General features: G+C 68.4%; 9 protein-coding genes. 4 read left to right on the top strand and 5 right to left on the bottom strand.

From position 1 onward, the window contains the following. The coding region (gene pyrF, locus FHD68_RS14570) for an orotidine-5'-phosphate decarboxylase (RefSeq protein ID WP_167550413.1) at positions 1-586 on the bottom strand (586 nt) is incomplete at its 3' end. A gap of 147 nt (positions 587-733) precedes the next feature. Here pyrF and clpB point away from each other — a divergent pair. Then, positions 734-3,364 (top strand): ATP-dependent chaperone ClpB, encoded by a 2,631-nt coding sequence (gene clpB / locus FHD68_RS14565; protein WP_127897702.1) that lies wholly within the window; start codon positions 734-736, stop codon positions 3,362-3,364. Between the two features lie 38 nt (positions 3,365-3,402). Here the strand turns inward: clpB and FHD68_RS14560 are convergent, their stop codons facing one another. Further along, on the bottom strand, positions 3,403-4,293 hold the full coding sequence (locus FHD68_RS14560) for a 5'-methylthioadenosine/S-adenosylhomocysteine nucleosidase (RefSeq protein ID WP_127897701.1): 891 nt from the start codon (positions 4,291-4,293) through the stop codon (positions 3,403-3,405). A 147-nt stretch (positions 4,294-4,440) separates the two neighbouring features. Between FHD68_RS14560 and FHD68_RS14555 the strand changes: the two genes are divergently transcribed. From FHD68_RS14555 to msrA, 3 genes are all read left to right on the top strand, one after another. After that, positions 4,441-5,409 (top strand): NAD(P)H-dependent flavin oxidoreductase, encoded by a 969-nt coding sequence (locus tag FHD68_RS14555; RefSeq protein ID WP_127897700.1) that lies wholly within the window; start codon positions 4,441-4,443, stop codon positions 5,407-5,409. 65 nt (positions 5,410-5,474) lie between these two features. Further along, a complete protein-coding gene (gene msrB / locus FHD68_RS14550; RefSeq protein ID WP_045982827.1) occupies positions 5,475-5,924 on the top strand; it encodes a peptide-methionine (R)-S-oxide reductase MsrB in 450 nt (149 codons plus the stop codon). After that, positions 5,917-6,423 (top strand): peptide-methionine (S)-S-oxide reductase MsrA, encoded by a 507-nt coding sequence (gene msrA, locus FHD68_RS14545; RefSeq protein ID WP_127897699.1) that lies wholly within the window; start codon positions 5,917-5,919, stop codon positions 6,421-6,423. Before msrB ends, msrA begins: the two co-directional genes overlap by 8 nt. A 125-nt stretch (positions 6,424-6,548) precedes the next feature. Here the strand turns inward: msrA and FHD68_RS14540 are convergent, their stop codons facing one another. The 3 genes from FHD68_RS14540 to FHD68_RS14530 all read right to left on the bottom strand — a co-directional run. After that, a complete protein-coding gene (locus FHD68_RS14540) occupies positions 6,549-9,602 on the bottom strand; it encodes an efflux RND transporter permease subunit (protein ID WP_127897698.1) in 3,054 nt (1,017 codons plus the stop codon). After that, complete coding sequence (locus tag FHD68_RS14535; protein WP_127897697.1) at positions 9,599-10,699, bottom strand: efflux RND transporter periplasmic adaptor subunit; 1,101 nt, start codon at positions 10,697-10,699, stop codon at positions 9,599-9,601. The genes FHD68_RS14540 and FHD68_RS14535 overlap by 4 nt, the downstream gene beginning before the upstream one ends. Continuing rightward, the coding region (locus FHD68_RS14530) for an efflux RND transporter periplasmic adaptor subunit (RefSeq protein WP_139086098.1) at positions 10,696-11,375 on the bottom strand (680 nt) is incomplete at its 5' end. The genes FHD68_RS14535 and FHD68_RS14530, both read right to left, overlap by 4 nt.

Below are 11,375 nucleotides of genomic sequence, written 5' to 3'. Positions count from 1 at the left end.
CGATGGCCGATGCGGGCGTCTCGACCCGCTTCTGGTCGCCCAGGGCGCTGCCCGCGGGGCGCACGCCCGGCGTCACGATCAGGCGCGACCCCGGCAGGGCGCGGATGTCGGCGGCCTCGCGCGGGGAGCAGATGATGCCGTCGGCCCCCGCCTCGAAGGCGCGGGCGGCGCGTTCCACGGTGATGTCGTGCAGATCACCTGCCTGCATCAGCCCCGCGTCCAGGTCGGCCCGGTCCAGCGAGGTCAGGATGGTCACGCCCAGGATCTTCAGGTTCGACCCTGCAGCCCCCTGCTTGGCCGCCGCCACCACATGCGGGTCGCCATGCACGGTCAGGAAGTCCAGGTCAAACTGCGCCAGGCCGCGCACCGCGGCCTCGACGGTCGCGCCGATGTCGAACAGCTTCATGTCCAGGAAGATGCGCTTGCCGTGCTCCTGCTTCAGCTCGTTGGCCAGGGCCAGGCCGCCGCCGGTCAGCATGCCCAGCCCGATCTTGTAGAAGCCCACGGCGTCGCCCAGGCGTCCCGCCAGGTCCAGCCCCGCCACGGCATTCGGCACGTCCAGCGCCACGATCAGCCGGTCATCCATCACGCATCCCCTTCTTTGTTCCGCGGGCCTTATGACATGCTTGAAACCACCCCGCGACCCCCCCAAATCTGATCCATCAGACCCGGACCGGGGCGTGCCGCAACAGGGCGCCACCAGCACGGGGGCTTTGCAAAAGGAGTACTGCCGATGAACATGGAAAAGTTCACGGAACGGTCGCGCGGCTTCCTGCAATCCGCCCAGACCATCGCGATCCGCGAGAATCAGCAGCGCGTGATGCCCGAGCATCTGCTGAAGGCGCTGATGGATGACGACCAGGGACTGGCCTCGAACCTGATCACCCGTGCGGGCGGCGACGCCAAGCGCGTGCGCGAGGCGGTGGATGCCGCCGTGGCGAAACAGCCCAAGGTCAGCGGGTCGGGCAGCGGTCAGGTCTATGTCGACCCCACGCTGGTCCGCGTGCTGGACGAGGCGGAGTCCGTGGCCAAGAAGGCCGGCGACAGCTTCGTGCCCGCCGAACGGGTGCTGATGGCGCTGGCCATGGTCAACACGAACGCCCGCGATGCGCTGGCTGGGGGTTCGGTCAACGCGCAGGCGCTGAACGCCGCGATCAACGACATCCGCAAGGGGCGCACCGCCGACACGGCATCCGCCGAGGACAGCTATGAGGCGTTGGAGAAATATGCCCGCGACCTGACGGCGGCGGCGCGCGACGGCAAGATCGACCCGATCATCGGCCGTGACGAGGAGATCCGCCGCGCCATGCAAGTCCTGTCGCGGCGCACCAAGAACAACCCCGTCCTGATCGGCGAACCCGGCGTCGGCAAGACCGCCATTGCCGAGGGCCTCGCGTTGCGCATCATCGACGGCGACGTGCCGGAATCCCTGCGCAACAAGCGGCTGATGGCGCTGGACATGGGCGCGCTGATTGCGGGCGCCAAATATCGCGGCGATTTCGAGGAGCGGCTGAAGTCGATCCTGAAGGAGATCGAGACCGCCGCAGGCGAGATCATCCTGTTCATCGACGAGCTGCACACGCTGGTCGGCGCGGGCAAGGGCGACGGCGCGATGGATGCCGCCAACCTGATCAAGCCGGCCCTGGCGCGGGGCGAGCTGCATTGCGTCGGCGCCACCACGCTTGACGAATACCGCAAGTATATCGAGAAGGACGCGGCCCTGGCCCGGCGCTTCCAGCCCGTGCTGGTCGAGGAGCCGACGGTCGAGGACACGATCAGCATCCTGCGCGGCATCAAGGAGAAGTATGAGCTGCACCACGGCGTGCGGATCAGCGACGCGGCTTTGGTCGCGGCGGCGACGCTGTCGCATCGCTACATCACCGACCGCTTCCTGCCCGACAAGGCCATCGACCTGATGGACGAGGCGGCCTCGCGCCTGCGCATGGAGGTCGACAGCAAGCCCGAGGAGCTGGACCAGTTGGATCGCCAGATCCTGCAGCTGCAGATCGAGGCCGAGGCGCTGAAGAAGGAGGACGACGCGGCATCGAAGGACCGGCTGGAACGGCTGGAGAAGGACCTGTCCGGCCTGCAGGAGCGCAGCGCCGAGATGACCGCCCGCTGGCAGGCGGAACGCGACAAGCTGCAGGGGTCTCGCGACCTCAAGGAGCAGCTGGACCGCGCCCGCGCCGACCTGGATCAGGCCAAGCGCGAGGGGAACCTGGCCCGCGCCGGAGAGCTGTCCTATGGCATCATCCCTGGGCTGGAGAAGCAGTTGGCCGAGGCCGAGCAGGGCGACGGTCTGATGGTTGAGGAGGCCGTCCGCCCCGAACAGATCGCCGAGGTCGTCGAACGCTGGACCGGCATCCCCACCGCCAAGATGCTGGAGGGCGAGCGCGACAAGCTGTTGAAGATGGAAGAGCAGATCGGCAAGCGCGTGATCGGCCAGCAGGAGGCCGTGACCGCGGTCAGCAATGCCGTCCGCCGCGCCCGCGCGGGCCTGAACGACGAGAACCGGCCGCTTGGCAGCTTCCTGTTCCTGGGGCCCACGGGCGTCGGCAAGACGGAACTGACCAAGGCGCTGGCCGAATACATGTTCGACGATGACAGCGCGATGGTCCGCATCGACATGTCCGAGTTCATGGAAAAGCATTCCGTGGCCCGGCTGATCGGCGCGCCTCCGGGCTATGTGGGTTACGACGAGGGCGGCGTGCTGACCGAGGCAGTGCGGCGCAGGCCCTATCAGGTGATCCTGTTCGACGAGGTCGAGAAGGCGCATCCGGATGTCTTCAACGTGCTGCTGCAGGTGCTGGACGACGGGGTGCTGACCGACGGCCAGGGCCGGACGGTGGACTTCAAGCAGACGCTGATCATCCTGACCTCGAACCTGGGCTCTCAGGCGCTGTCGCATCTGCCCGAGGAGGCGGATGCCTCGGACGCCCGCCATCAGGTGATGGAGGCGGTGCGCGGACATTTCCGCCCCGAATTCCTGAACCGCCTGGACGAGATCATCATCTTTCGCAGGCTCTCGCGGTCGAACATGGACGGGATCGTCACGGTGCAGATGGCGCGGCTGGAAAAGCGCCTGGCGGGTCGCAAGATCACGCTGGACATGGACGACGCCGCGCGGATGTGGCTGGCCGATCAGGGCTACGACCCGGTCTTCGGGGCGCGCCCGCTGAAGCGCGTGATCCAGCGCGCCCTGCAGGACCCGCTTGCGGAACTGCTGCTGTCCGGAGAGGTCATGGACGGGGCGACCATCCATGTCAGCGCCGGGCCGGACGGCCTGCTGGTCGGCAACCGCGTGGGCCAGGCGGGACCGCGGCTTGGCGCGATCGGCGAAGGCCCGCGCCCGCCGATCCACTAAGGAAGACGGCCCCCGGAGCGATCCGGGGGCCGTTTCCGTCAGGGCATCTCGGCCAGGAAGGCCTTGACCAGCGCCGCCGAATTGTCGGAGGCCAGCGACATGAAGACGCCCATCTCGTTCTCGCCCTCGCCGCCGCCGGCCAGGTCCGACAGCGAGCGGAAGGCGATGAACGGCACCTGGTTCGCCCAGGCCACCTGCGCCACGGCGGCCGATTCCATGTCGACCACCTGGGCCTCGAAGGTCGTGGACAGCCAGTCGCGCACCCCCGCATTGTCCATGAAGGACGACCCTGACACGCCGTTCCCGCCCACGCGGATCTGCGGCGCGGTGGTCAGGCAGTCGTTCTGGGCATTGCAGTCGGCCAGATCGGTCGCCTCGGCGACGCGGGCGGCGACCTCCAGCAGGGCCGGGTCGGCGGGAAACCAGAACCGCGTCTCGGGCTCGCCCCGGTCCGAGGCCACGGTCGTCTCGCGCGTATAGATCATGTCATAGTTCGGAAAGGGCGATTCCAGGAAGCTCGGCAGGGCGAAGCCGTCCTCGGTCCGGCGCGCCATGACCGTCTCCAGCCACTGGCCCCACTGGTCCGCCACGACCACGTCGCCGATGTTCAGCGCCGGATCGACCCCGCCCGCGATGCCGGAAAACACGATCGCCTCGATGTCGAACCGCTCCAGCGCCATCTGGGTGGTCATGGCCGCGTTGACCATCGACACGCCCGACAGGAACAGCACGACCTCCTGCCCCGACAGGGTGCCGGTGATGAACTCGGTGCCGTTGATGGTCTGGGTCTCGGCCCCCTCCAGATCGGCCTGCAGGCTGATCCATTCCGGCTCGAAGGCCGACATGACGGCGGTGCGGGGCGTGTCGTCCGGGGTCTGCGCGGCCAGGGGCGCGGCAGACAGCATCAGGGCAAGGGCGGGACGGATCATGGGGCGGGCCTTTCACGATGTGCAATTCCGCCCCCGGCTTACGCTGCGGCACCCGTGATGGCCAGTGCCGCCGCCCTGTCGCCGCGTCACGGCTTGCCCGTTGCCCAAGGCGCGGGCATCGTGACGCAAATCCAAGGGAGATCATCCATGCTGCCACCGATCCTGCAGGGCCTGCGCATTCCGGTCATAGCCTCGCCCATGTTCATCGTCTCGGGGCCCGACCTGGTCATCGCGCAGTGCAAGGCGGGCATCGTCGGCAGCTTTCCGGCGCTGAACGCCCGCGAAAAGGACGGCGAGCCGTCCATGCTGGACGCCTGGCTGACCCGGATCGAAGAGGAACTGGACCGTCACAACCAAGCGAACCCCGACCACCCCGCCGCGCCCTTCGCGGTCAACCAGATCGTGCATCGCAGCAATGCGCGGCTGGAGCGTGACATCGAGATCTGTCACCGCCACAAGGTGCCGATCTGGATCACCTCGCTTGGCGCGCGGGTCGAGGTGAACCAGGCCGCCCATGACTGCGGCGGGATCGCGCTGCATGACGTGATCAACAACATGTTCGCCAAGAAGGCCGTGGAAAAGGGCGCCGACGGGCTGATTGCGGTGGCGGCGGGCGCGGGTGGGCATGCCGGGCCGCAATCGCCCTTCGCGCTGATCCAGGAGATCCGCGACTGGTTCGACGGGCCGCTGCTGCTGTCGGGCTCGATCGCAACCGGGCGCGCGGTGCTGGCGGCGCAGGTGATGGGGGCTGATCTGGCCTATATCGGCAGCCCGTTCATCGCGACCGAGGAGGCGAACGCCCAGCCCGACTACAAGCAGATGATCGTGGACAGCACGGCGGCCGACATCGTGACCTCGTCGCTGTTCACGGGCGTGTCGGGCAACTATCTGGCGCCGTCGATCCGCAAGGCGGGGCTGGACCCGGACAATCTGGCGGGGGCGGATGCCAGCGCGATGAATTTCAGCGACGGATCGTCGAAGCCCAAGGCCTGGTCCACCATCTGGGGCGCGGGCCAGGGGATCGGCGCGGTGCGGGCGGTGGAACCGGCGGGCGCGCGCATCGACCGGCTGGCTGCGGAATATCAAGCCGCGAAAGAGGCCGTTTCGCGCCTGTGACCTTTGCGGATGGGCGGGATGCTTCCCATATAGGGGATCGAACCGTCCCATCCGTGGAGGACCAGATGGCCTATGAGAAAACCCCCGACGCGATCGCCCGGCTGACCCCGGAGCAGTATCGCGTCACCCAGGAGAACGGCACCGAGCGGGCCTTCACCGGCGAATACGACCACCATTTCGATGCGGGCATCTATGTCGATGTCGTCTCGGGAGAGCCGCTGTTCGTCAGCAGCACGAAATACAATTCCGGTTGCGGCTGGCCCGCCTTCACCAAGCCCATCGACGGCAACGTGACCGAGCATCGCGACACCACCCACGGCATGGTCCGGGTCGAGGTGCGGTCCAAGCACGGCGACAGCCATCTGGGCCACGTCTTCCCAGACGGTCCGCGCGATCAGGGCGGGCTGCGCTATTGCATCAATTCGGCGTCGCTGCGCTTTGTCCCCAAGGACCGGATGGAGGCCGAGGGTTACGGCGACTATCTGGCCCAGGTCGAGGAGGCGCATCATGGTTGAACGTGCGGTTCTGGCCGGTGGCTGCTTCTGGGGCATGCAGGACCTGATCCGGCGCATGCCGGGCGTGATCGCGACGCGCGTCGGTTATTCCGGCGGCGACGTGCCTAACGCGACCTATCGCAACCACGGCACCCATGCCGAGGCGATCGAGATCATGTTCGACCCCGACCTGATCAGTTATCGCCGGCTGCTGGAGTTCTTCTTCCAGATCCACGACCCGTCCACGCCGAACCGGCAGGGCAACGACATCGGGCCGGGCTATCGTTCCGCGATCTATTACGCGGACGAGGCACAGAAGCAGGTGGCGCTGGACACGATCGTGGATGTTGACGCATCCGGCATCTGGCCGGGACGCGTCGTGACCGAGGTCGAACCGGTGGGCGATTTCTGGGAGGCCGAGCCCGAGCACCAGGATTACCTGGAGCGGTTCCCCAACGGCTATACCTGCCATTTCCCGCGCCCTGATTGGGTCCTGCCCAAACGCGACGCGGCCGAGTGAGGCACGGGCGCCCCGGAACGCGGTTCCGGGGCGTTCTCTTGCGTCCCGCGACGGCCGGGGGGCTGCCGCCCCCCGGACCCCCCGCCCAAACGGTTCAGGCCCTGATCGGCTTGGGGACGGACGTTTTAGGAGCGGGGCGGCCTGACCCGGAACACCGCGCAGTAGAGCGCGGGCACGAAGACCAGCGTGACCAGCGTGCCGGCGATGATGCCGCCCATCATCGCATAGGCCATCGGCCCCCAGAACACCTGCCGCGAGATCGGGATCAGCGCCAGCGACGCCGCAGCCGCGGTCAGCAGAATGGGGCGCGCGCGACTGTCAGAGGCCTCGAACACAGCGTCCCACTGGCTGCGGCCCTTGTGCAGCAACTCCTGGATCTCATGGACCAGGATGACCGAGTTGCGGATCAGGATGCCGATCAGCGCCAGGATCCCCAGGATCGCCACGAAACCCATCGGCACGCCAAAGGGCACCAGTACCGCCACCACGCCGATCAGGCCAAGGGGGGCTGCGGCGATCACCACCAGCGACATCCGAAAGCTTTGCATCTGCGCCATGACCAGGACGGCCATGATCAGCAGCATCACCGGCACCACCGCGGCGATCGGCGCCTGGCTGTCGGCCGAGGTCTCGACGCTGCCGCCGACCTCGATGCGGACATCGGGGGGCAGGGTTTCCTGGTATTCGGCCACTTGCGCAGCCAGCGCCGTGACCAGGGTCGCGGGCTGGTCGGCGGTGCCGATGGCGGCCTTGACCGTGACGGTGGGCAGGCCGTTTCTCTGCATGATCAGCGGCTGTTCGGATCCGTATTCCAGCGTCACCAGCGCGGCCAGCGGCACGACCCGCCCGTCCGCCAGGTTCAGCTGCATGTTGCGGATCGAGGCCAGCGACTGGCGATCGTCGGCCACGCCGCGCGCGACCACGTCGATCAGGAAGATGTCGTCGCGCAGCTGCGTCACGCTGGTGCCGCTGAACAGGGCCGACAGGGCCTGGGCGATGTCTTGGCTGGTCACGCTGAGCCGGCGGGCCTGGTCCTGGTCCACGACCAGGCGGACCATGCGCGCGGGCTCGTTCCAGTCCAGCGCGATGTCGCGCAGGCGCGGCTCGGAGGCGATCAGCGTGGCAAGGCCCTGGGCAGCGTCGCGGGCAGCGTCGGTGTCGGGGCTGGTCACGCGGTACTGGACAGGCTTGCCCACGGGCGGGCCGATTTCCAGGTTCTTGACATAGATGTCGACGCCCGGAAATTCGGCGGCCGCCAGCGCGCTCAGCCGCGCCTTGACGCGGTCGCGCGCAGCCAGGTCGGGGGTCTGGATCACGATCTGGCCCATATGCGGCCCTGCCGTGGGCACGTCCATCGACAGCACGAAGCGCGGCGCCCCCTGCCCCACATAGGAGGTCCAGAACAGCACGTCGTCATCATCCGCTAGACTCGCCTCCAGCCGGTCCATGTCGGCGCGGGTCCGCGCGATCGAGGCGTTCTGGCGTTCCGTGATGTCGACCAGCACCTCGGTCCGGTCAGAGGTGGGGAAGAACTGCTGTTCCACGAAGCGCATCCCCCAGACCGATGTCGCAAAGATCGCCAGCGTCACCGCGATGGTCAGCCACTTGAACCGCATCGCCGCCCGCAGCAGGCCGTGGAAGGCGCGCCGCAACCGGCCCGGCCCCTTGTGGCCATGCCCCATGTCGGCCCGCAGGAAGGTGACCCCCAGCAGCGGCGCGAACAGCACCGCCACGATCCAGGACACGATCAGCGACACCGCGATCACCACGAACAGCGAGAAAGTGAACTCTCCCGCGGCAGAGCTGTTCAGACCGATGGGGATGAAGCCCGCGACCGTCACCAGCGTGCCGGTCAGCATCGGAAAGGCGATCGAGGTCCAGGCATAGCTGGCCGCATCGGTCAGCGATTCCCCGATCTCCAGCCTTGAGATCATCGTCTCGATGGCGATCATCGCATCGTCGACCAGCAGGCCAAGGGCGATGATCAGCGCGCCCAGAGAGATCCGCTGCAGCGTGATGCCGTAAAGGTCCAGGATCACGAAGGTGATCGCCAGGCACAGCGGGATGGTCAGCGTCACCACCAGCCCCGCGCGCAGGCCCAGGCTGATGAAGCTGACGACCAGGACGATGGCCACGGCCTCGGCCAGGGCCTTGACGAAATGGCCCACGGCGTCTTCGACCACATGCGGCTGGTCGGCGAACTTCGCCATCTCGATGCCGATGGGCAGGTCGGCGGCGATGCGGTCCATCAGCGCCTCCAGTTCGGCGCCGAATTCCAGGATGTTGCCGCCTTGGCGCATGCCGATCTGCAGCCCGATCGCAGGCTGGCCGTTGTGGCGGAACAGCGATGTCGGCGGGTCCTGATAGCCGCGTGTGACGGTAGCCACGTCGCCCAGATTGAAGAACCGCTCTCCGACGCGCAGGTTCACGGCCTCGATCGATTCCGCCCCGTCGAACTGGCCGCCGACGCGCACCAGGATGCGTTCGGGCCCGGCCTGGATCACGCCGGACGGCGCGATGGCATTCTGTTGGGCCAGGGTCTGGATCACCTGCGCCTGGTTCAGGCCCAGGGCCGCCAGCCGCGCGGCGGAGAACTCCAGGAACACCTGTTCATCCTGCACGCCCAGCAGCTCGGTCTTGCCGGCGGCGTCCAGGGCTGCGACCTGACGACGGATCGCCTCGACCCGGTCGCGCAGCTCGCGCGGCGTGAATCCGTCGGCGGTGAAGGCATAGATGTTGCCGAACACGTCGCCGAAATTGTCGTTGAACTGAAAGCCCGCGAATTCCTGGGGAAATTCGGGCCGGATGTCGCCCATCATCTGGCGGACCCGCTTCCACACCTCGGGGACGGCGGGGCCGCGGATGGTGGGGTCCAGCTCGACATAGACGACCGCCTGGCCGGGCGTCGTGACCGACCGGGTAAAGTCCAGCTCGTCCAGCTCCTCCAGCTTGGTCTCGATGCGGGTGGTGACCTGCTTCAGCGTCTCGTCGATGGTGGCGCCGGGAAGGGCCGCGCCGATGATCATCGTCTTGATCGTGAAGTCCGGGTCCTCCTCGCGGCCCAGGTTCAGATAGCTGATGGTGCCCGCGATCATCGACACGATCAGCAGGAACCACACGAAACTGCGATGCTTCAGTGCCCAGTCGGACAGGTTGAAGCGGGTCTTGGGGGTGCTCACGGCTCCAGCCTCCGGCCGACGGGCTGGCCGGGGGCCAGGGATTTCACGCCGCGGATCACGACCTCGTCGCCCGCGTCAAGGCCGTGGGTGATGGAGACGCGCCCGCGAAAGGGGGCCGCCGCCTGCACGGGGGCCTGTTCGACCCGCGCCCCCGCATCGTCCCGGATCACCCGCCAGACGAAGGGCATGCCCTCGGTCGCGACCAGCGCCTCGGCCGGCAGCGACAAAGACGGCGCGTCGACCGTGCCGAACCGCGCCCGCACCAGCGCGCCAAGGCGGAACGGCGCGCCCGGCGGCAGCGTCAGGTACAGCCGCCGCGTCCGAGTGGCGCTGTCGGCGATGGGGTCGACCCGGTCCAGCGTGGCGGCGATCTCGACCTGGGGGTCGCTGCGATGCCAGACGGTAAAATCGGCGCCCGGTGCCAGCCCGACCAGCGCCTGTTCGGGCAGGTCGATCACCACCTCGGGGGTGTCCTGGGCCGACAGCTGGATCACAGGCGCGCCCGCATCCACGACCGCGCCCGGCGCCTCATAGACGGCGCTGACCACACCGGCGAAAGGCGCGGTCATCTTGGCGAACCCTTCGGCATCCTCGGCCTGCAGCAGCTGCGAGCGGGCCTGCTCGACCGCGGCGGCGGCGGCGCTGGCCTCCTGCTGGGCCTGTTCCAGCTGGGCGTTCGACGCGACGTTACGCGCCGCCAGCGCCTGCGTGCGTTCCAGCGTCGCGCGCGCGGTGCGGTCCTGCACGTCCGCGGCATCGACGGCGGCGCGCGCGGCGCGGGTTGTCGCGGCCAGATCGTCCGTGGACAGCTGCGCCAGCAGATCGCCGGCCGCCACCTGATCGCCCAGATCGACGGGCCGCGCGATCATCCGACCCAGGGTCTGAAAGCCCAGCTGGACCTGGGTGCGCGCCTCGACCACGCCGGGGATCCAGCGCGCGTCTAGGCCGCGATCGTCCACGATCACGCTGACCACCGGGCGCGGCGGGGCCGCGGGCTTTTCGGCCTGACCGCCAAGGCCCAGCCAGTCGGGCAGCGACAGTGCCGCGGCCGGCCCGCAGGCCAGCGCAAGCACGCCGGCCAGGATCAGCGCCCTCATTGCACGCCCTCCGCGACCGGCTGGACCCGGCGGCCGGGATACAGCAGCTGCGCCCCGTCGCCCACGACCCGCTGTCCGTCGGACAGGCCCTCGGACACGAAGATCGTGCTGTCCGCAAAATGGTTGATGACCACCTTGGTCAGCGCCACGCGCCCGTCATCGTCGACCACCCAGACGGCCGGATCGTCGCCCGACCGCATCAGGGCGGTCCAAGGCACGACCACGCCCTTTTCCATCGCCATGCTCAGATGCCCGCGCACCGAGGCGCCCAGAAGGACGATCCCGGCATTGGGCGTCAGCAGCCGCGCGCGCACGGTCACCGTGCCGGTCTGCGGATCGACCAGGGGCGCGATCTCGGTCACGGTGCCGACCATGTTGGGACGGTCGACGTCCAGCGTCTCCATCCGTACGTCACGGCCCAGGATGTCGTGCAGCAGCGGGTCGTCGGGCGCGTGAAAGACGGCCTCCAGCCCCGACAGCGCGGCCAGCGTCAGCACCGGCCGCGCGGCGGCGACCACCTGGCCGGGGGCCACCGACTTGTCGGTCACCACGGCATCCTCGGGCGCCCGCAGCACGGCATCGTCGACGGCGCGCCGCGCCTGTTCGACCGCGGTTTCCGCGCGCTCCAGCGCCCCCTGGGTCTGGGACAGCGCCTGTTCGGCCTGATCGGCCGCCG

It is taken from the genome of Paracoccus marcusii (assembly GCF_006151785.1).
Classification (GTDB): Bacteria; Pseudomonadota; Alphaproteobacteria; order Rhodobacterales; family Rhodobacteraceae; genus Paracoccus; species Paracoccus marcusii.
The sequence above is the reverse complement of the archived record's forward strand: the minus strand, read 5'-3'. Positions and strand labels throughout refer to the sequence as shown.

Bases quoted from the DNA above. Each gene is read 5' to 3' on its own strand.
- clpB (WP_127897702.1), top strand. From the start codon at position 734: ATGAACATGGAAAAGTTCACGGAACGGTCGCGCGGCTTCCTGCAATCC.
- FHD68_RS14560 (WP_127897701.1), bottom strand. From the start codon at position 4,293: ATGATCCGTCCCGCCCTTGCCCTGATGCTGTCTGCCGCGCCCCTGGCC.
- FHD68_RS14555 (WP_127897700.1), top strand. From the start codon at position 4,441: ATGCTGCCACCGATCCTGCAGGGCCTGCGCATTCCGGTCATAGCCTCG.
- msrB (WP_045982827.1), top strand. From the start codon at position 5,475: ATGGCCTATGAGAAAACCCCCGACGCGATCGCCCGGCTGACCCCGGAG.
- msrA (WP_127897699.1), top strand. From the start codon at position 5,917: ATGGTTGAACGTGCGGTTCTGGCCGGTGGCTGCTTCTGGGGCATGCAG.
- FHD68_RS14535 (WP_127897697.1), bottom strand. From the start codon at position 10,699: ATGAGGGCGCTGATCCTGGCCGGCGTGCTTGCGCTGGCCTGCGGGCCG.